The organism is Bifidobacterium platyrrhinorum (assembly GCF_010667645.1).
GTDB lineage: Bacteria > Actinomycetota > Actinomycetes > Actinomycetales > Bifidobacteriaceae > Bifidobacterium > Bifidobacterium platyrrhinorum.
Window position 1 is genome coordinate 26,187 of the sequence record NZ_WHZV01000005.1, and the last position, 16,030, is coordinate 42,216.

General features: G+C 58.6%; 33 protein-coding genes. 32 read left to right on the forward strand and 1 reads right to left on the reverse strand.

The annotated features are described in order from the left end of the window. Positions 1 to 119 precede the first annotated feature (119 nt). From GFD21_RS06420 to GFD21_RS06435, 4 genes are all read left to right on the forward strand, one after another. On the forward strand, positions 120 to 572 hold the full coding sequence (locus GFD21_RS06420) for a hypothetical protein (protein WP_163197113.1): 453 nt from the start codon (positions 120 to 122) through the stop codon (positions 570 to 572). Continuing rightward, positions 569 to 997 carry a hypothetical protein gene (locus tag GFD21_RS06425; protein ID WP_163197114.1) on the forward strand — a complete coding sequence of 143 codons (429 nt, stop codon included), beginning with the start codon at positions 569 to 571 and terminating at the stop codon, positions 995 to 997. Before GFD21_RS06420 ends, GFD21_RS06425 begins: the two co-directional genes overlap by 4 nt. Before the next feature lie 740 nt (positions 998 to 1,737). Next, positions 1,738 to 2,022, forward strand: coding sequence for a hypothetical protein (locus tag GFD21_RS06430; RefSeq protein WP_163197115.1), 285 nt, complete (start codon positions 1,738 to 1,740; stop codon positions 2,020 to 2,022). A 784-nt stretch (positions 2,023 to 2,806) separates the two neighbouring features. Further along, entirely contained in the window at positions 2,807 to 2,983 is a 177-nt protein-coding gene (locus tag GFD21_RS06435) for a hypothetical protein (RefSeq protein ID WP_163197116.1), read from the forward strand. Here GFD21_RS06435 and GFD21_RS06440 read toward each other — a convergent pair. Next, on the reverse strand, positions 2,977 to 3,198 hold the full coding sequence (locus tag GFD21_RS06440) for a hypothetical protein (RefSeq protein WP_163197117.1): 222 nt from the start codon (positions 3,196 to 3,198) through the stop codon (positions 2,977 to 2,979). The two genes, GFD21_RS06435 and GFD21_RS06440, sit on opposite strands and share 7 nt — an antisense overlap. A 286-nt stretch (positions 3,199 to 3,484) precedes the next feature. On the opposite strand from GFD21_RS06440, the gene GFD21_RS06445 reads away from it, so the two are divergent. The 28 genes from GFD21_RS06445 to GFD21_RS06580 all read left to right on the forward strand — a co-directional run bounded on the left by GFD21_RS06445 (position 3,485) and on the right by GFD21_RS06580 (position 15,970). After that, positions 3,485 to 3,724 carry a hypothetical protein gene (locus GFD21_RS06445; protein WP_163197118.1) on the forward strand — a complete coding sequence of 80 codons (240 nt, stop codon included), beginning with the start codon at positions 3,485 to 3,487 and terminating at the stop codon, positions 3,722 to 3,724. Beyond that, entirely contained in the window at positions 3,721 to 4,623 is a 903-nt protein-coding gene (locus tag GFD21_RS06450; RefSeq protein WP_163197119.1) for a prohibitin family protein, read from the forward strand. The genes GFD21_RS06445 and GFD21_RS06450 overlap by 4 nt, the downstream gene beginning before the upstream one ends. Positions 4,624 to 5,048: 425 nt before the next feature. Beyond that, positions 5,049 to 5,354 carry a hypothetical protein gene (locus GFD21_RS06455; RefSeq protein ID WP_163197120.1) on the forward strand — a complete coding sequence of 102 codons (306 nt, stop codon included), beginning with the start codon at positions 5,049 to 5,051 and terminating at the stop codon, positions 5,352 to 5,354. Beyond that, positions 5,344 to 5,607 carry a hypothetical protein gene (locus tag GFD21_RS06460; RefSeq protein ID WP_163197121.1) on the forward strand — a complete coding sequence of 88 codons (264 nt, stop codon included), beginning with the start codon at positions 5,344 to 5,346 and terminating at the stop codon, positions 5,605 to 5,607. Before GFD21_RS06455 ends, GFD21_RS06460 begins: the two co-directional genes overlap by 11 nt. Beyond that, positions 5,600 to 5,794 (forward strand): DivIVA domain-containing protein, encoded by a 195-nt coding sequence (locus tag GFD21_RS11335; RefSeq protein ID WP_163197122.1) that lies wholly within the window; start codon positions 5,600 to 5,602, stop codon positions 5,792 to 5,794. The genes GFD21_RS06460 and GFD21_RS11335 overlap by 8 nt, the downstream gene beginning before the upstream one ends. Next, positions 5,778 to 6,602: a PD-(D/E)XK nuclease-like domain-containing protein gene (locus GFD21_RS06470; protein ID WP_163197123.1), complete on the forward strand. Its 825-nt coding sequence runs from the start codon at positions 5,778 to 5,780 to the stop codon at positions 6,600 to 6,602. The genes GFD21_RS11335 and GFD21_RS06470 overlap by 17 nt, the downstream gene beginning before the upstream one ends. A gap of 17 nt (positions 6,603 to 6,619) precedes the next feature. Then, entirely contained in the window at positions 6,620 to 7,225 is a 606-nt protein-coding gene (locus tag GFD21_RS06475) for a hypothetical protein (protein WP_163197124.1), read from the forward strand. Further along, a complete protein-coding gene (locus GFD21_RS06480; RefSeq protein WP_163197125.1) occupies positions 7,206 to 8,000 on the forward strand; it encodes a hypothetical protein in 795 nt (264 codons plus the stop codon). The genes GFD21_RS06475 and GFD21_RS06480 overlap by 20 nt, the downstream gene beginning before the upstream one ends. A gap of 172 nt (positions 8,001 to 8,172) precedes the next feature. Continuing rightward, the gene (locus tag GFD21_RS06485) at positions 8,173 to 8,682 is read left to right on the forward strand and encodes a single stranded DNA-binding domain-containing protein (RefSeq protein WP_163197126.1); all 510 of its coding nucleotides are present in this window, start codon (positions 8,173 to 8,175) and stop codon (positions 8,680 to 8,682) included. Positions 8,683 to 9,021: 339 nt separating this feature from the next. Continuing rightward, on the forward strand, positions 9,022 to 9,228 hold the full coding sequence (locus GFD21_RS06490) for a hypothetical protein (protein ID WP_163197127.1): 207 nt from the start codon (positions 9,022 to 9,024) through the stop codon (positions 9,226 to 9,228). After that, positions 9,225 to 9,419: a hypothetical protein gene (locus GFD21_RS06495; RefSeq protein WP_163197128.1), complete on the forward strand. Its 195-nt coding sequence runs from the start codon at positions 9,225 to 9,227 to the stop codon at positions 9,417 to 9,419. The genes GFD21_RS06490 and GFD21_RS06495 overlap by 4 nt, the downstream gene beginning before the upstream one ends. Before the next feature lie 17 nt (positions 9,420 to 9,436). Further along, positions 9,437 to 10,033 carry a hypothetical protein gene (locus tag GFD21_RS06500; RefSeq protein WP_163197129.1) on the forward strand — a complete coding sequence of 199 codons (597 nt, stop codon included), beginning with the start codon at positions 9,437 to 9,439 and terminating at the stop codon, positions 10,031 to 10,033. After that, a complete protein-coding gene (locus tag GFD21_RS06505; protein ID WP_163197130.1) occupies positions 10,026 to 10,184 on the forward strand; it encodes a hypothetical protein in 159 nt (52 codons plus the stop codon). The genes GFD21_RS06500 and GFD21_RS06505 overlap by 8 nt, the downstream gene beginning before the upstream one ends. Further along, on the forward strand, positions 10,181 to 10,462 hold the full coding sequence (locus GFD21_RS06510; RefSeq protein ID WP_163197131.1) for a tight junction protein ZO-3: 282 nt from the start codon (positions 10,181 to 10,183) through the stop codon (positions 10,460 to 10,462). The genes GFD21_RS06505 and GFD21_RS06510 overlap by 4 nt, the downstream gene beginning before the upstream one ends. Continuing rightward, positions 10,459 to 10,617 (forward strand): hypothetical protein, encoded by a 159-nt coding sequence (locus GFD21_RS06515; RefSeq protein WP_163197132.1) that lies wholly within the window; start codon positions 10,459 to 10,461, stop codon positions 10,615 to 10,617. The genes GFD21_RS06510 and GFD21_RS06515 overlap by 4 nt, the downstream gene beginning before the upstream one ends. Before the next feature lie 142 nt (positions 10,618 to 10,759). Further along, positions 10,760 to 11,155: a RusA family crossover junction endodeoxyribonuclease gene (locus tag GFD21_RS06520; RefSeq protein ID WP_163197133.1), complete on the forward strand. Its 396-nt coding sequence runs from the start codon at positions 10,760 to 10,762 to the stop codon at positions 11,153 to 11,155. A gap of 5 nt (positions 11,156 to 11,160) precedes the next feature. Beyond that, complete coding sequence (locus tag GFD21_RS06525) at positions 11,161 to 11,400, forward strand: hypothetical protein (RefSeq protein ID WP_163197134.1); 240 nt, start codon at positions 11,161 to 11,163, stop codon at positions 11,398 to 11,400. Further along, entirely contained in the window at positions 11,397 to 11,798 is a 402-nt protein-coding gene (locus tag GFD21_RS06530) for a hypothetical protein (RefSeq protein ID WP_163197135.1), read from the forward strand. Before GFD21_RS06525 ends, GFD21_RS06530 begins: the two co-directional genes overlap by 4 nt. After that, positions 11,795 to 12,061, forward strand: coding sequence for a hypothetical protein (locus tag GFD21_RS06535; RefSeq protein ID WP_163197136.1), 267 nt, complete (start codon positions 11,795 to 11,797; stop codon positions 12,059 to 12,061). The genes GFD21_RS06530 and GFD21_RS06535 overlap by 4 nt, the downstream gene beginning before the upstream one ends. A 2-nt stretch (positions 12,062 to 12,063) precedes the next feature. After that, positions 12,064 to 12,315, forward strand: a complete 252-nt coding sequence (locus tag GFD21_RS06540) for a hypothetical protein (protein WP_163197137.1) — start codon at positions 12,064 to 12,066, stop codon at positions 12,313 to 12,315. Continuing rightward, positions 12,312 to 12,983 (forward strand): hypothetical protein, encoded by a 672-nt coding sequence (locus tag GFD21_RS06545; protein WP_163197138.1) that lies wholly within the window; start codon positions 12,312 to 12,314, stop codon positions 12,981 to 12,983. The genes GFD21_RS06540 and GFD21_RS06545 overlap by 4 nt, the downstream gene beginning before the upstream one ends. Continuing rightward, positions 12,973 to 13,134 carry a hypothetical protein gene (locus GFD21_RS06550; RefSeq protein WP_163197139.1) on the forward strand — a complete coding sequence of 54 codons (162 nt, stop codon included), beginning with the start codon at positions 12,973 to 12,975 and terminating at the stop codon, positions 13,132 to 13,134. Before GFD21_RS06545 ends, GFD21_RS06550 begins: the two co-directional genes overlap by 11 nt. Continuing rightward, positions 13,131 to 13,325 carry a hypothetical protein gene (locus GFD21_RS06555; RefSeq protein WP_163197140.1) on the forward strand — a complete coding sequence of 65 codons (195 nt, stop codon included), beginning with the start codon at positions 13,131 to 13,133 and terminating at the stop codon, positions 13,323 to 13,325. Before GFD21_RS06550 ends, GFD21_RS06555 begins: the two co-directional genes overlap by 4 nt. A 21-nt stretch (positions 13,326 to 13,346) precedes the next feature. Then, complete coding sequence (locus GFD21_RS06560) at positions 13,347 to 13,541, forward strand: hypothetical protein (RefSeq protein ID WP_163197141.1); 195 nt, start codon at positions 13,347 to 13,349, stop codon at positions 13,539 to 13,541. A gap of 227 nt (positions 13,542 to 13,768) precedes the next feature. Beyond that, positions 13,769 to 14,176, forward strand: coding sequence for a DUF3310 domain-containing protein (locus tag GFD21_RS06565; protein WP_163197142.1), 408 nt, complete (start codon positions 13,769 to 13,771; stop codon positions 14,174 to 14,176). Then, positions 14,173 to 14,400, forward strand: coding sequence for a hypothetical protein (locus tag GFD21_RS06570; protein ID WP_163197143.1), 228 nt, complete (start codon positions 14,173 to 14,175; stop codon positions 14,398 to 14,400). The genes GFD21_RS06565 and GFD21_RS06570 overlap by 4 nt, the downstream gene beginning before the upstream one ends. A gap of 56 nt (positions 14,401 to 14,456) precedes the next feature. Beyond that, a complete protein-coding gene (locus GFD21_RS06575) occupies positions 14,457 to 15,407 on the forward strand; it encodes a hypothetical protein (RefSeq protein ID WP_163197144.1) in 951 nt (316 codons plus the stop codon). After that, the gene (locus tag GFD21_RS06580) at positions 15,404 to 15,970 is read left to right on the forward strand and encodes a hypothetical protein (RefSeq protein ID WP_163197145.1); all 567 of its coding nucleotides are present in this window, start codon (positions 15,404 to 15,406) and stop codon (positions 15,968 to 15,970) included. Before GFD21_RS06575 ends, GFD21_RS06580 begins: the two co-directional genes overlap by 4 nt. Positions 15,971 to 16,030: the final 60 nt, after the last annotated feature.

A 16,030-nucleotide genomic window follows, 5' to 3' on the forward strand; every position in this document is an offset into this window, starting at 1 on the left:
CCTTAAACATAGCGGGTCCCCATTCAGGTCGCAACTCCACCCCTCCCCTGCGTCGGCGCTCTTTCGACGCCGAACGGCTCGGCGTGTACCATCCGAGCCGCACATATGCTTGACGAATTATGAACAAGTACGGGAAGGCCAACAGGCGTAAGGCCAGACGAATCGAACGCCGCACGTCGGAAGCCTCAATAAAGCCGCAGGCGTACTCGATTCCCGTAGGGGCCGAGGATGAAGACGTCGAGTATTACTACAGTGAGCACGTGTCCATCATGCACCGTTTGAAAACGTATCGGGGCAGGGTGGTGGCATTCTCCATACAAATCAGGGAAACCGACGAAGAGCAACGCTCTCTGCATTGCATATTTAGGTACGATATGGCGATGCCGGAATCCGACCTGCATCGGCATGTGCTTCACCCGAACGGTGATAATCTTGGCGACAAAACCGTTGTCGACCGAATCCCGTCCGACGGAACGGGTTCTTCGTTCGTGGCGTCCAAGTACGAGGAATTAGCCGTTTCGATATACGATATTGTCGAAGCCCAGTATGAGAGGTGGTGTTCCGAGAAATGAGCGTTGAAAACGTCGACATCGATGTGCTGAAGGCCGTGACGCGGTTCATCAACGAGGGGAAGACTCGCCGCAACCTGCGCAAGGCGGTAGGAGGCGGCGCCGTGAACGTCGTGGCGGTTTCGTCGGAGGAGACGATCGCCAGCGTGGAACGCAAGATGAACAATACGGGCGCCTCCTGTGTGGTGCTGGGCGTGTATTATCCGAGCCGTTCGCCCGAGAACAATATTCCTCGTTGGCGTCAGGTGCAGACCGTCGTATGCGAACGCACGCGTCTGGCCGATGGTACGGATGGTTTCGAGATGTTCGACGACCTGAGTCCCGACGCGCGTATCGGCATGTTCTGCGATTATCTTTGGCAGAAGCCGGAGCGCGTGGTGGGGATTCCTGATTTCGCGGCGGTCGGCGCTGAGCTCGTAGCTGCCTGAACGCGTTCCTGTCCAGATGAGGCCGCAGTCCTTCAACTCAAACTGGTAAGCATCAACGTATCCGGTTGTTGAGCGCGGCCGGACATGCAGGGCGTCGGAACCTTCGGGGACCGGCGCCCTTTTCTTATTTCGCGCCCCTGTTTGTTCGATTGCGTGTCTACGTTGTTTGGGTGCATAATACAGTGTATGCAGTCGAACAAATGTACGAGAATCCCATTGGCGGGGTTGATGACCGTCATGGTTTATCGAACGTTTGTTCGACTGTTCTCATATGAGAAAAGGGAGTGGACCGGTCCCGCCAAGAACACAGTCCACTCCCCTAATGCATTGCCCCGCCCTGCGAAGGAGACGAGACATGAACTAGTCTAACTCAGACGTTACCCGAGTCTTTTCGACGCCTCTATATATACGGCGAGCGACGTAGTACCGAAGGCCTCCGCTATCCGATCAACGTCGGACGTACTGAAGGGGCATTCATAGCGCATGCGTTTATACCAGTAGTTCGAGGAAAACCCTGACCGCTGGAAGAACGCGATAGCCGACATCCCGCTTTGCCCCAAAAGGTCTCTGGAGACGTCGATAATCGCTCTGCTCATTGGCGTTACATCATCTTTACTGCTTCTACCCATGTACCCAAATTTAGACTAAATAGGTAAATTTTGCAATTCACTACCTATTTGAGTTGACATGTTCTATCTAAATAGGTAGAGTATGGAATCAGCAAACGGAAAGGAACTCAGATGAAGACCTCAAAGCAAATCGCATCTGGGATTGTCGCAGAGCTAGCGCGGCAAGGCCACAGCAAGGGAGACCTCGCCGACGTGTGGGGCGTTACCAAGCAAAGCGTCTACACCAAGCTCAGGAAAGGCGACTTGACCACTGACGATGTAGACAAGGCCGCATCGTTCCTAAACATCCCGTTCGTGGCCCTTGTTGCGTCTGCCTTGAACGCCCCGGTCAACCTCGCCAAGGAGGAGCGTCGTCTGAACAGTCAGCGAGCAGCACCGGTGGCAAGGGCGGCTTAACCCAGTGGAGCTACTGAATCTGCTGGTGGACGCTGCGTCAGTCCTCGGGGCGTTAGGTCTATGGTCCTGGACGGCCCGGAACGGCGAATCCACTCTTCTAGGCTGGATAGCTCTCGCTGCGACCATCTGCCTCGTCGTCTTATCCGTAATGGCTCCAGACGATCGGCCGGAAGGCTCACATCTGACGAGGTTCTTGGGTGGATTGTCCTTGGCCTGTTTCGCATTAAGAAACCTAGCCATCCTCTGAACGATGAATACAACACGTCACCGTCATCATCCGATTCAAGATAGGAGAAACGCATGGGCTGGATGAACAGGAACCGACGGTCGGAACTGTCGAAGTATGTGGCGACCAGCCGGCATGATTCACCCTCCTCGGGTTGTGCGGGAATCCGTATCGATTCACCGGGAGCCAACAACGGACATAAGTCCATGACATCCGGCATGAGTTCCGGCACGTAATCCATCCCGTACAACACGAGGTGGCGTAGATGGACGGGAGCGTACCCGGTGTTCATCAGCTTCAACTCGATCAACAGGAAATCATCACCGTCGTCTCGTCTCAACCATCCGTACCGGGATGCCGCGATCTCGATACGGCCCCGTTGCCAGTGGCGTTTCCCGTCGACGAATGTTTTGACCTCGAACCCCAATGCGACGAACGCGACGATTGCGCCAATCACTCCGAAAACCGAAGCGGCATAAGAAAGGACTTCACCCATGACCAGCATCCTACAAGCCCACAGGGAGCAGCAGTCGCCCTCCGCTGGAAAGGCGGCGTGAGATGGATTACGAGACATTCCAGTTTCTGCGGCATATCGGCCTTCGGCTCAGGGGATACGGCATCATCGCCATCGGTTTGAGCGTCGCGTTCCTTGCGTACACCGGCATGCTTGTCCATCTCAACGACAAAGCCGAGACGGACAAGCTGTACCAGCGGATGATTCCGAAACGTCAGTAGACGCGAATCGGCTTACGAGACGGAACGTCAAGCACATACCAGTACGGGACGTTCTTCGGATTCACGGTCAAGGACACGTCATTACGATCAACCACCACAGCGACCTCGATGACGGTCTCGGCCTTGAAAGCCTCCGAAATACGCCGTTCCAGCGTGTCGGCCACCTCATCATCGGACAGGCGGAATTTCTCGCCGCCTAAGACCAAATCAGCCATATATTCACCTCCTTCCTGAATCGAGAACGATGATGGCACCGATTCTATCGGCTTGAACATTCTTGTCGCGGTCGGAAACCTCCTTCCGCTGTTGCAACCCCGGCCGCGACACTTTACTGGCCCGTACCCCGGTAAGGGGTGCCTGGACACGTTTCGACGACCTGCCCGCATACTGCATTCTCCTTAGTTGGTTTGGCATGTGCTTCACGAAAAGGGTTATTTCACAGGGCGGGTTGCGGCGTTGACGGTTCGAATCCGTCACGGGCCACGAGAGAAAGGAGAAACCATGAACGTCAGAACGTACGGCCGTCACTGTTCCGGCTACCAGCATCCCGATCTTCCGTTATGGGCTCGCTACGAGCGGGAGACATCGGCCCTGCTGGTCGCAAGCATGATCGTCGGTTTCGCGTGGCTGGTCACGCATGACGCTCTCTACCATCCGATCGGCAACGTCATCGCAGCGTTCATGCTCGCCGCCCCACCACTCATATTCGCGTCCGTAATCACAGAAGGAGAAGACCAGTGATCCTGTTCATCATCGCCCTCGTCGTCATCATCCTCACGGGAATCGTCATCGTCGGAGGGTTAGGCAACAAGGACGGCCTTGCCGTCGTCGGTGGCAGCGTCGGACTGCTCGTCGGTGGCGTCCTCATGTTCCCCGCTTTCCTGTGGAGTCAGGATGTGGGCCAGTCCGCGGTCATCGTGAACTGGGGCGGCAGCATCGCCGGTCAGAACTCGGACGCGGGCTTCCATGGCAAGCTGCCCTGGCAGTCGGTCAAGAAGTACGATACGCGCAACAACATCGTCAACTTGTATAGGGATGCCAAATACAAGTACGACGGTGGCGGCGCGGAAGGTAAGACCGTGACCGTGAACGACAAGAGCGGCGCGAGCGCGGACATCGACATTCAGGTGATCTATTCGCTCGACCCGAACAAGGTCGAAGCCTTGTACCGGGATTACGGTTCGCAGACCACGTTCACCCAGTCGCTTGTCGTCAACGATCTGCGTTCCGTTGCCCGAGCCCAGTCCGGCCGGTTCGACACGTTGACCATGCTCACCGACCGTGGCGAGTACAAGTCGGCCGTGCAGAAGGCTCTCTCCAGCAAGTGGAGGAAGGCCGGGCTGACGGTCGAACAGGTCACCGTGCAGGACGTGCGGTACTCGAAGACCATCACCAGCAAGTACAACGAGGCGCAGGCCGCGGAGATCGCACGCCAGAAGGCCGTCAACGAGCAGGAGACCGCGAAGGTCGAAGCCGAGACGAAGAAGATCAAGGCCCAGGGCGAGGCCGACGCGAACCGTGTGCTCAATGAGTCCTTGACGGACAACGTGCTCAAGCAGAAGTACATCGACGCATTGGGCAACGCGAAGCAACTGATCATCACCCCGGATGGCGCTGACACGCTCATCCAAACCAAGTAAGGCTTCCCCGTCCTGGTTTCTGTCCTTTCTGGCCGGGGCGGGGCGACAAAGGCCAGTCGTTAACACCAAATAACCGAATAGTTTCTAGTCACGCCGGCGTTGTCTATCTTGTCCGAGTTTATTTCCTTCGCCGGCATCAGGGCGCAGCACGTTTGCCCCGTACCAAGATCGTGGTTCTCGTCATGACGCGGCAACGGTACGGACACGGTGCGATTCCGTGGGCGTCCACGCTCATAACTGAAAACCGTCGTCGGCAGTCTGTCGGGAACCGTCAACACAACATTGGAGGTTCCGGGTCAGAAGCACGCCCCGGCAGACGGACCGTGGAAACCAATACCTATGTATAAGGAGCCGATGATGGTCACCATCTTTCCAGGAACCAATCCTCTCGGGGGGGGGCTTGCCCTCGGGGAGGTGAATAACTGATGTCCCTGCAGAAAATCCGCTACGTCGACAAGCTGCCGAAGCCGATCAAGCGAACCAATCGATCCAAGTGGAATGAGGCCGCCGAGAGCATGAGCCGGCCGAACCACATTGGCGTGTGGGCGATCGTGGACACGAAGGACAGCTACAAGAAGGCCTATTCGCTCAAAAACAACCTTATATACAGCAAGCCTGCGTTCAAGCCGTACGTGGTGGAAGCGGCGGTTTTCAGGAACGCGCAGGGCACGTACGACGTGTACGCGCGGATCACCGGATTGAAACCGAAGGGAGAAACCAGTGGCGAGTGACGGTCTTGTGAGGGCGTTGAACCGTATCGCGGAAGCGATCGTGTACGCCGCCGAAGTGTACCGGAACGTGAACGACACGATTTACCCGGATTCCATCAAGGCGTCGGAAGTGATGGGCGTGGCCCGCGACCAGTTCAAAACCTCGTATGAGGATACGAGCAACAAGCAGGGACAGTCACGCACCTACCGGTTCAGTCGAATGATGGAACGCGAGGACCAGTTGAAGCACGAGTCGGAGGGGCGTCGTGGCTGACCTGCTGCTCACCCCACGGGACGTGCGAAACCAAGGGTTCACGACCCGACGGTGTTTCTGCCGGCATGACTGGTATGACGCGGACGAAGTGGACGCGTTCATGGAACGGGTCGAGACCACTCTCGCCGTGTTGGCAATGGAGATCAACGAGTTGAGAAAGGAGACGGAGGATGGAGCCTCGCATTGACGTGATGCCCGACAAGGAGTATTTCGCCGATCCCGCGTTGGACCAGAGCGCGTTGAAACAGTTCCTGGTCTGTCCGGCCGCGTTCGTGGACTTCCTTGACAACGGTATCGACGTGGCGCAGCGCACGTTGGACGTGGGCAGTGCGGCGCACAGTCTCGTGTTGGGCGAAGGCCCGAACGTGGAAGTGCGGTTGGACGGGCGCACGAAGGAAGGCAAACAACAGTTGGCCGACCTTGACCCGGACGAGACGATCCTGTTGTCCCAAACGGATTACGACATGGTGCACGGCATGGCCGACCGGTGCGACTGGTTCCGTTCCCATGCGGGCGTCGCCGAGGTCGCGTTGTTCGCCACGGACCCGGAGACCGGACTGGAGTTGAAGGCGAAGCTCGACTGGCTGCCCTCGTTCCCCGACTATGACGGGGTGCTGCGGCTCAGGGATTACAAGACGCATTCCGGGAACCTGGACTCGTTCGGGAAAACCGCGAAGAACCTGGGCTACATCATCCAGGCGGTGTTCTACCAGCGCATGTACCGGTGGTGCGCCGGCTATGAGGGGCCGTTGGATTTCGAGTTCATCGTCCAGTCGAAGAAACGCCCGTACCTGTACAGGCCGTTCTGTTTCAACCCGAAGGATTACGAGTGGGCTGGCATGCTCATCTCGCATGCGTTGCGCAGGATCAAGGCCATGCGGGACGCGCATCCGGACGATTGGAAGACCGTGATGGCCGGACAGGGGTTGGCCCAGTCGCCCGAGGTTATCGAATTCAACGATTGGGAGATTCCGAGTTTGGAGGTGACCGCCTGATGGTGAACGCGGGTCCTGTGAAGAACAAGAAGGCGTACGGGTACAACTACGCCGATCTTGCCGCCACGGTCGAATACATCGATTTGAACTATCCGCAGTACGAGTACCGGCAGTCCGTGAAGCCCATCATCCTGGGCGATCAGATCGTCGACTACGCGTACACGATCATCCGTCCGAAGGACAAGAGCGAACCTTGGAGCGAACCGTTGGGGTTGGTGCGTGTCGTGCCGGGCGGCATGCCCGAGAAGAAGAAACTCACCCCGCAGCAACAGTATGATGCGGCGCTCACCACCGCTTCCCGTATCAGTCTGCAACGCGCGTTCGGGCGTGCGTCCGAGGACAACGACACGAACGAGCTGCGCCAACCGGTCGACAACATCCAGGAGGTGCAGAAGCAGATCGTCATGCAGGATTGGGCGAACCGTATCGGCGTCATGCTGCAGCAGGACGGCATCAAGGACGGTGACCGGATGCTCGCGAAGGTCAGCGAGGTCATCGGCCGCAAGCTCACCAGCATCTACCAGATCACGCCCGCCGAGGCGGAACGGTTCGTCAACGAATACAAGAACACCCACAATAACAAGACCCATAAGGAGGATTCCCATGGAAGTGCGACTGCCTGAACGGTGCAAGGAGGTTCCCATCACCGAAGCGGAGGCGGGCATGTGGGCGAAGTTCACGCTCGACACGGACATTCTGGACGATGATATGAACCCGGTGTTCATCAAGGGTCGGCACCTGGCGAAGCTGTGCGACTTCCTCCCCGGAACGTTGGACGACGCGCTTGGGGAGTCCGGTATCCGCCTGTTCGCCGTAACCAACATGGTCGGCCCCAAGGTGCCGTTGTTCAGTTTGATCCACGGCGAATACAAGCCTTACCCGTATGTGTCGGATTTGCGCGTGTACCGCGTCGACCCCGTGACGGACGAGTCCACGCCGAATGAGCGTGTGGCGCGCATCGAGGACATCCAAGTGGGTGACTGGGTGTTGTTCGGCGAGAACCAGACCAGTGTGAGCGGTTTCGTGACCCGCATCAAGAAAGGTTCGTTCGCCGATGACGGGACGCGCATCGTACGGCTCGAACACCTGCCCTCCTCATACCTGTTGGGCGGTGAGAACGGTTTCGATCTGACCACCGCGTACAGGTTCAAGCCCGCCGAACCCGAGGAGCCGGAGGAGCCGGTGATTCCCGAGGAGCCTGGCTATTACGAGGATGACGGCGGCAACTGGTGGGTGCTTGACGGGCGTTCCGATTGTTTCGTGATGATTCGTGACCGTAATGGTAAGCCGTGGCTGATGCAATCCCCGGTGTTCAGCCGTGACAGGTTCACGCGGTTCATGAAGAAGGTCGAGAACCGGTCGCTTAGGCCGGTCCGTATTGGGGAGGTCGAGGAGTGAACGTGTCGAAACGGGCGGGTTGCACGTGTCAGGTGTGCGCGCCGCGTGGCGTGATGCCCCGGTGTCCCGACTGCAAGAGGCCCGCCACGGGAATCGGGAGGTGTCCGAAGGCCATGAGTCACACGTACACGTGCATCGTCAAAGCGCAGGACGGTCACAAGCTGAGGAGGAAATGATGGCGAACGAGCCGATCATCGAGTTCAAGGGCCATGTGGGCAGGATCGTGGACTTCCGTAACGGCGGCTGCATGGTCTCGGTGAGCGTGACCCCGAGTTATAAGGATAAGAATTCCGGCGACTGGGTGGACAAGGAGACCCTGTGGTTCGACGTGCGTCCCCTGTCGAACGATGCGAAGGACGCGGTCGACCAGATTCGCCAGTACAAGCAGCGGGATTTGAGCGTACGCGTCCTGGTCTCCGGCGGATTGTCGAAGGGCGTGTCCGAGAAGGACGGCGTCAAGTACGAGCATTTGGAGGTCGGCGCCCGCACGTTGGCCGTGCTGAGTGCGAAACCGAAACGCGGCGCCACCGCGAACGGTACGCTCCCACCCCAGCAGGGGTTCTCGAACGGGAACCCGTTCGGCGGCGCCCAACCCGCGCAAGGCGGCCAACAGTATCCGCCGCAGCAGCCGGCGGACCCGTGGGGTCAGGATACGGGTTGGGATGATGGCACGGCGTTCTAGTCTCCAACCGTTGCAATCCGTACGGGAGAAGGTGGGGGCGCGCGACCAGTACCGGTGCTGCCGGTGTGGCAAACGGTATCACTGGGCCGGTTTCAGTGTCCATCATCGGCATTTGCGCTCCCACCCGTATCCGCGGTTGCATGAGGCGTCGAACCTGATCTGCCTGTGCGGGGATGGTACCGCGGAAGGCGGGTGTCACGAGTGGGTGCACGCGCATCCCAAGCTTGCGAAGCATTACGGGTGGATCGTGAGCGGTTTCAACGATCACCCCGAAACCGTACCCGTCCTGACCCGCCAACACGGGTGGGTGTTGTTGGACGACCAGGGAGGTTGGACGCGATGCGATCCACCGGCCGATACATCCAGGTGACGCTGCTGGTCGCGGACCTGCTGCCCGATTATCCGGTCGAATGGGAGGTTCTGCCGCCCGACCTGTTCGACCGGCTGGTCACCGCGTGGCGTGGCTCCCGTGGCCGCGCCCGCCATCTCATCGAAACGAAGGGCCGCATGCATGTGCTGCGGCATAGGAGAAAGGAACACCAGTGAGGGAACGACCATCGTTCGACAACATCGCATTCAACAAGACGGTTCGTGTCGTGCAACGCCACGCGGGGCGGAAGGTCCGCGAGTTCAACGCGCAACCCATCGTGGGCGACTGGAACGAGGACGGACTGCAGGTCACGTTCAAACCGGTTTCCACCCGTGCCAGCAACGGCACCCTTTACCTCGACGATTAACGATAGGAGAACACGAAATGAGCGAATGGTGGGAAGGCAAGACCCTCGAGGAATTGAGGGACACCCGAATCAGGGCCACGTACACGAACGGGGTGACCCTGACGGGGAAACTGAATTGCGCAGGCGGCATCACCTTGCCGGACGACGAGCAGCTTATGGTTCTCAGCACCCCTTACGGGTCTTACGCGAGGTACAAGTGTGAGTGGATTCAATCCGTGGAACGGTTGGACGATCCCGACTATGAGCGTATCGATGACTTCGATGATGTGCATTCCGGCGACATCGCCGTGTTCACTAACGGCAACCGGCATCAGGTCGGGGACGTCGATCATGAAGACAGGATCATCAGACTCCGGATCCTTGAAACGCCGGGAAATTCCTGCTGGGCCGACGACCGCATGTTCGCTTACGCGTTGCGTCCGAAGCCTCAACTGCCGGATAAGCCCGGCCTATGGCTCGACAAGGAAGGCGATCTGTGGATGAACGAAGATGCCGGCACCCGATGCATTAGGAGCGAAGGCACCGGCTGGCAATGCGGCCCACTCGCTTCTATGAGCGAACTGAACACATGCACCCCATTCCGCCCCTGCCCGTTGGATACCGACCATGAGTGACGTGCTTGTGGGTTTCCTGGCTGCGTACGCGTTCACCCTGTTCGTCACTGGATTGTTCCTGTTCCTGCTCACGTGCATCATCCGCGAGTTCATGCGGTTCCTGCACGCGGAGTTCGACTGGAATCCGCTCTCTAGGAGGAAGCAATCATGAGAATCCGTAAGCCTTTCACCGACTGGACCGTGGAAAGCAGCATCGGACTGCTCGCCATCATCACCATCATCATCACCGGCGCCCTCATCGCCGGCATCATCGGACTCTGCGCCTACGAGCTCTCCCACCCCGAACCCGTTATGCCGAAGCAGACCGTGTCGCAGTATCTCGACAAGCAGGGCGACGTGAAACGACTCTGCCTGGTCTACAAGACCGGTGATCATGTGGACGCATTGTCCTGTGACCTGGTGGATGACATCACCGGGGGTGTGAAGTGAGCAAGCCGAGCGAACGCGCATGGAAGCTGCTGATGCAGGACCCGAACATGGACGCGGAGGAGATTCGCCGTCGTACCGGATTGCGCGTGGATGTCATCGAACTGATCCGCAGGGACGTGAGGAAACGCCTGTATTCCGGGGAGGTGCCGTTCTAATGCTGGTTCGACCGTTCTACGGTGACGAGACTCCCCCGGACGATGAACGGTGTCCCTTGTGCGGAGGCTTGTTGAACTGGCGTGGCGAATGCATGGACTGGCGGGAACACGATGATCCGACCAACTCGTACAGGGACGACTGATGACCGTCACGCTCACGTTCCCCATCCCCCGCGCCTTCTGGTTCACGGCGAACAGTCGCCTCCATTGGACGGCGCGGGCGCGCAAGACCCGACAGCTCAGGGAGTTGGGCGGTCTGGTCGGCAATTCGGAGATCAACCGGCTGCGGCTCGCCCGCCCCGTGTTCGACCGGTGCCGTGTCACGGTAGAGGTCTCGTATCCGACCGTGACACGCGCCGACCCGGCCAACACGGCCCCCGTTTCGAAAGCGTTGATAGACGGTTTGACCGACGCCGGCTACTGGCCGGATGACGACAGCCGTCATCTTGTGGAGGTCGCCTACCGGCGTTCCCCCACCCGCTGTCCGAAAGGACAGCACCTGATCACCATGACCATCACACCTATATATAAGGAGTGAGTCCGATGAAATACGAGCGTCGATGCTTGTATTGGAACCTTTTCTGGATCGTTTGGTCCGCGACGTTCATGGGCAAGGCGATCGGCGAGCATCATTGGGTGTTCGCCGTCCTGCAAGGCTGTTGTTGCTGCCTGCTCGCCGTGATCGCGGTCTTGTGGATACGCAGGTTGAGCCCGGTGACCTACCTGATCCGGATTGACAACACGAGGAACCGGCTCTTCGTCAGCGCGGAGGACCCGAAATGAGCGTCAAATTCTACATGATGCGCAAGGATATCCCCGACGATTGCAGGTACGACGTGTGCCAGGACGCGGACACGGGCGCCTATTACAGCGTCTGTTACAGCGACTATTGCGACGCCAAGGGCTATCGCGTGTCCGTGTCCTACCTGCATGAGGACGAGTTGAAGGCCGAGTATCCGGCCCTCTACCCCGCTTTCTTCGAAGGCAAGAAATGCAAGCAGGTCACCTACAGGCTCGGACTCGCATTACGTAAATGCCGGGCCAACGAGTTGAAGCATTACGTGGGCTATCTGAACACCGATGACCGCCTGTACCGCATCAACAGGATGCTGTCCGGCCTGAGCCAGGTATTGAAAATCTGTCTTGACCATCCCGATTGGAAGCTGGTGACCGAATCATGAGCGTGAGAAAACAACCCGGCAGGGCCGTCGTCTACCAGGTGAAATGCGATGCCGTGAACTGCGGAGAGGAATTCCTCATCATCGTTGACCGTCTGCGCGGGAACGAAGTGGTGGCCGTCACCGACGGTTGGAGTGACGGCGAACTGTATTGGGGGTGTTCCGGCGTGCAGGATGCTGTCGATTGCGCCGTCGACTGCGGCTGGCAGGAAGGCACCAAGGGCATTCAACGAGGACACATCTACTGCCCGCGACACAAGGAGTAATCATGAGCTACTACCTGCGAATCGACAAGCGTGAACCGCACTCCTGCCCGACGGATCGATGCCCGACCGACACGTGTCAGGCGGTGATGCACTGCGCCTGCGGCAAATGGTACGTGGCGAACGGGTATCTCCACTGCGAGCTCGGCCTATGGAGTCACAGGCCCGCATGGTGGGTGCGTCTCTTCTACCGTGACGCGTTCGACAAGCTGGAACACGATGACACCGACAAGATCTATATAGAGGAGGAATCATGACTCGTGATGTAGTGCTCTGCTTGTGCGATCTAACGGGCATCATGGCTGAACCTTGGGTTGAACACGGGTATAAGGCCGTGCTGGTTGACCCGCAGCATGGTTTAGATCGCATAGAAGGCAGTGTTCTGAAGCTGGCAAAGACAGTCGAGGAAGCCCTGCCCATCATCCAACGACTCATTGATACACGTTCAATCGCACTTGTCGCGGGATTCCCGCCTTGCACTGATCTTGCCGTCAGTGGCGCACAGTGGTTCCCACGTAAATACGAACAGGATCACATGTTCCAAGCCAAGGCAGTGGCAGTCGCGGAACAGTGTCGCACCATCGGGAAAGCTAGCGGCGCGCCTTGGATGGTGGAAAACCCGGTATCGGTGCTGTCGAACGTCTTCGGGAAACCCAGTTTTACGTTCGACCCCTATCAGTTCACGTCGTTTGAACCGGCCGACAACTACACGAAGAAGACCTGCATTTGGTCGGGGGGGGGCTTCCAAATGCCACTTCCCGCTCAAGACGACACATTGGGCGAACCCGACCCGAATCATATCTGGCATATGAGCGGCAAGGACCGCGCCAATCAGCGGAGCAAGACCCCTCGCGGTTTTGCAAGAGCGGTTTATCAGGCAAATTGCCGCGAATGGACAAAGGAGATTTACGGTCATGACGACTGACGTTATTTTCATTGTTGAGGACGTGCTGAAGCCCAACTCTACGAGCTGGATGCAGTTCAGTACCTACGAAGAAGCGGAAGCTGCTGCACGACGATATCCCGGTGTCTATGAGATTCACAAGCGCTACATCAATCAACCGGAGGAATCATGAACGGCTGGCTAGCATTGGGCGGTTTCGTTTGGGTGCTTGTCCTGTTTGCCCACGCGGTCTGCGCCCTGGGCTGTGCGATGGACGACGCGCATCTGTTCACGCCTGGCACGCAATACGCGGCCGTCATCTCATTCATTGCCGATCTGGCGTTGTTTCTGTTGTTCTGTTTCCACATGGGAGGTGCGCTATGAACGCGACAGGGAGCCGGACAGATGACCGCGCGCGGGGATGACAGGAAACTCATGAACCGGTTGGCGCGCAACGGATACACCGTGGTACGCGCCGCGAAGACCGGTCACTGGAAGGTGTACGACGGCGACGACAATCTCGTAACGGCCACGAGCGGCACACCGTCCGACCATCGCAGCCGGAAGAACTTCATCAAAGACCTGAGGAGACGATCATGAGCGGGTTCATCTGCTGCCACCCACCACGGGTTCCGGACGAGTTGGCATGCCCCCAGTATTGGCGGTGTTCGACGTGCGGCCAATGGTGGGAATGCTGGAGATATTCCACCCCGAGCCGGGTCAGCAAGATCGCCATGCTGTTCTACCACTACAGCGAGTGGCGCCACTGGCGGAAAGCCAATCGCATCAGCGCATGAGACCGATTCGACCTCTTTTAAGGAAACAAAATGACTGACAACATCAACCATCCCGAGCATTACGAATCCGGCCCGTACGAATGCATCCTGTTGACTGAGAAATGCTCGTTCAACGTGGGCAACATGATCAAATACGTGTGGAGGCACAGGCTGAAGAACCATCCCGTAGAGGATTTACAGAAGGCTCTCTGGTATGCGCGCCGCGCCAAGGAAGACTCCGAGGCGTTCGGCCCATGCCGCCGCGCATTCCGTTATACAAGCAACATGGATACGGGAACGTTCGAATGGCCGGGCACCGACTTCAAGACGTTGCTCAACATCAAAAAGAACTTCTGCCAGACGCCAGCGGAGAAGCAATTCTACGATGCGTTGATGACGGAAAACTCGGATAAGGCCATCGAAGCATTGGAAACGTTAATCAAGGAGGCGGAACAGTGAGCTTCACCGGACTGATATGCTTCATCCTTCTTGTCCTCGCTTATGTTAGCTCATGCCGGCTGGCCTACTGGCTCACTGTCATAGCGTGGGGCGAACCGGATGATAGTGAGGACCGAATGCTGAGGTACTTCCTCGCGGCGGCAGGCGGGATAATCGTCCTGTTCGTAGGATTCTGCATCATCTGGCTGTTCCTAGCGCTCGTGTTCCCCAACTCCCTCAAGTAACCATCAGCCAATCGCCCGCACCCGCAAAGGTGCGGGCTTCACTATCGGAGCTTCCAATGGCAAACGACATGGAGATTTTCGCCAAATTCAGCGCCGACCTGTGGTCAAACGAGAAGTTCTGCGCGTTCGCGGAGAAGCATGCGCGCGCGGCGATCGTGTGGGTGAAGGCCATCACGTTCGCGGTTCGCAAGCGTAGCGATGGGTTCTTCGGCGACTACGCGGCGAAGCATTTCCTCTCCGCATCCGCGCGTGATCTCGACGCGCTTGAAGCGAATGGTTTCATCGAACGCGTCGAGAACGGGTGGATGGTCCACGATTTCCTCGAGGCGCAACGGTCGAACCAGCAGATCGAGGCGGCGGCGGAACGGCGCAGGGAAGCCGCACGCAAGGCCGGTCTGGCGTCCGCCGCCGCCCGCAATTCCCAATCCGGCACGTCAACGAACGTTGAACGAACCGTTGGACGCGACGTTGAACGTTCGTTGAACGGTTCGTTGGACAGCAAAACCAACGTTTCGTCAACGTTGACCAACCCAGATAACAGATTACAGATAACAGATACCAATACCCCCTGTAGTCCCCCAACGGGGGACGCGGACGGATTGGATGAGTTCGCCCGGACTTGTTGGACCCGGTACCCGAAGCACGAGGGCAAGCCGACGGTCGCGATGAATGCCGTGAAGGAGCTCGTCTCGTCCGGCGAGATCACTCAGGAGCGACTGCTTGCCGCCATCGACGCGTACGCGGCCACGGACAAGAAACTCCAATACAGGCCCCAGTTCGTGAACTGGCTGCGTAAGGGCGAATGGCGCGACTACCTGCCGAAAACAGCCCCGAAGCAGACGGCACTTCCGGAAGACGGTTGGGTGGACCGGCATGTGGTGTGCAAGCTGCCCGACGGCGCCGACATCATGGGCGCTCAGCAACGGCTGCGTGAGCTGATCCGGTCCGGGGATTCCTGGGATGCGGCCGCAGGGAAGGTTCTTACCGAGTTCGGAGGTGAATCGTGATTGATTTGGATGATCCGCTGATCGCGGGCATGGTCGCGGAACTGCGTGAGGCGGAACCATCGCCCGAGGCGAAACGCAAGATGCACAAGCGCGAATACTACGTTGCAACGCGGGAACGTCAGTTGGCGCGGCAGAAAGCCCGCCGGCAGGCGGACCCGGAGGCGTGGCGTGCACGGCAGCGTCGCTACGATCAGGCCCGCGACCGCGAGGCGTACAACGCCGGCAGGCGGGAACGGTATCGGATGGACGCCGGATACCGGGAGCGCATGCTGGCCCAGCAGCGTGAGCATCGGGCGAACATGAGCGTGGAGGAGCGTGAACGCGAGGCCGAACGGAAACGCGAGTACGCGCGCACGCACCGGGAGCAGATTCGCGAGGCGAACCGCCGGTACATGGCCCGCCCGGAGGTGCGTGAGGCCAGGAACCGGCGACGGCGGGAACGCGAGCGTCGGATGAAGCTGGAGGAGCCGGAGAAGTACCGGGCCATGGTGGACGAGCGGAACCGGAAACGGCGGGAACGCCGCGCCCGTAAACGCGACACGCCGAAAGTGGATATGAACTGATTCACGGAGTGTAATTGGAGTGTGTGCTTCTGACTCGGAGCCCCACTGAGAAATCAGGAA

Bases quoted from the DNA above. Each gene is read 5' to 3' on its own strand.
- GFD21_RS06420 (WP_163197113.1), top strand. From the start codon at position 120: ATGAACAAGTACGGGAAGGCCAACAGGCGTAAGGCCAGACGAATCGAA.
- GFD21_RS06545 (WP_163197138.1), top strand. From the start codon at position 12,312: ATGACTCGTGATGTAGTGCTCTGCTTGTGCGATCTAACGGGCATCATG.
- GFD21_RS06575 (WP_163197144.1), top strand. From the start codon at position 14,457: ATGGCAAACGACATGGAGATTTTCGCCAAATTCAGCGCCGACCTGTGG.
- GFD21_RS06500 (WP_163197129.1), top strand. From the start codon at position 9,437: ATGAGCGAATGGTGGGAAGGCAAGACCCTCGAGGAATTGAGGGACACC.
- GFD21_RS06565 (WP_163197142.1), top strand. From the start codon at position 13,769: ATGACTGACAACATCAACCATCCCGAGCATTACGAATCCGGCCCGTAC.
- GFD21_RS06550 (WP_163197139.1), top strand. From the start codon at position 12,973: ATGACGACTGACGTTATTTTCATTGTTGAGGACGTGCTGAAGCCCAAC.
- GFD21_RS06435 (WP_163197116.1), top strand. From the start codon at position 2,807: ATGGATTACGAGACATTCCAGTTTCTGCGGCATATCGGCCTTCGGCTC.
- GFD21_RS06445 (WP_163197118.1), top strand. From the start codon at position 3,485: ATGAACGTCAGAACGTACGGCCGTCACTGTTCCGGCTACCAGCATCCC.
- GFD21_RS06440 (WP_163197117.1), bottom strand. From the start codon at position 3,198: ATGGCTGATTTGGTCTTAGGCGGCGAGAAATTCCGCCTGTCCGATGAT.
- GFD21_RS06485 (WP_163197126.1), top strand. From the start codon at position 8,173: ATGATGGCGAACGAGCCGATCATCGAGTTCAAGGGCCATGTGGGCAGG.
- GFD21_RS06505 (WP_163197130.1), top strand. From the start codon at position 10,026: ATGAGTGACGTGCTTGTGGGTTTCCTGGCTGCGTACGCGTTCACCCTG.
- GFD21_RS06530 (WP_163197135.1), top strand. From the start codon at position 11,397: ATGAGCGTCAAATTCTACATGATGCGCAAGGATATCCCCGACGATTGC.
- GFD21_RS06560 (WP_163197141.1), top strand. From the start codon at position 13,347: ATGACCGCGCGCGGGGATGACAGGAAACTCATGAACCGGTTGGCGCGC.
- GFD21_RS06510 (WP_163197131.1), top strand. From the start codon at position 10,181: ATGAGAATCCGTAAGCCTTTCACCGACTGGACCGTGGAAAGCAGCATC.
- GFD21_RS06470 (WP_163197123.1), top strand. From the start codon at position 5,778: ATGGAGCCTCGCATTGACGTGATGCCCGACAAGGAGTATTTCGCCGAT.
- GFD21_RS06535 (WP_163197136.1), top strand. From the start codon at position 11,795: ATGAGCGTGAGAAAACAACCCGGCAGGGCCGTCGTCTACCAGGTGAAA.
- GFD21_RS06525 (WP_163197134.1), top strand. From the start codon at position 11,161: ATGAAATACGAGCGTCGATGCTTGTATTGGAACCTTTTCTGGATCGTT.
- GFD21_RS06540 (WP_163197137.1), top strand. From the start codon at position 12,064: ATGAGCTACTACCTGCGAATCGACAAGCGTGAACCGCACTCCTGCCCG.
- GFD21_RS06480 (WP_163197125.1), top strand. From the start codon at position 7,206: ATGGAAGTGCGACTGCCTGAACGGTGCAAGGAGGTTCCCATCACCGAA.
- GFD21_RS06520 (WP_163197133.1), top strand. From the start codon at position 10,760: ATGACCGTCACGCTCACGTTCCCCATCCCCCGCGCCTTCTGGTTCACG.
- GFD21_RS06490 (WP_163197127.1), top strand. From the start codon at position 9,022: ATGCGATCCACCGGCCGATACATCCAGGTGACGCTGCTGGTCGCGGAC.
- GFD21_RS06430 (WP_163197115.1), top strand. From the start codon at position 1,738: ATGAAGACCTCAAAGCAAATCGCATCTGGGATTGTCGCAGAGCTAGCG.
- GFD21_RS06455 (WP_163197120.1), top strand. From the start codon at position 5,049: ATGTCCCTGCAGAAAATCCGCTACGTCGACAAGCTGCCGAAGCCGATC.
- GFD21_RS06425 (WP_163197114.1), top strand. From the start codon at position 569: ATGAGCGTTGAAAACGTCGACATCGATGTGCTGAAGGCCGTGACGCGG.
- GFD21_RS06555 (WP_163197140.1), top strand. From the start codon at position 13,131: ATGAACGGCTGGCTAGCATTGGGCGGTTTCGTTTGGGTGCTTGTCCTG.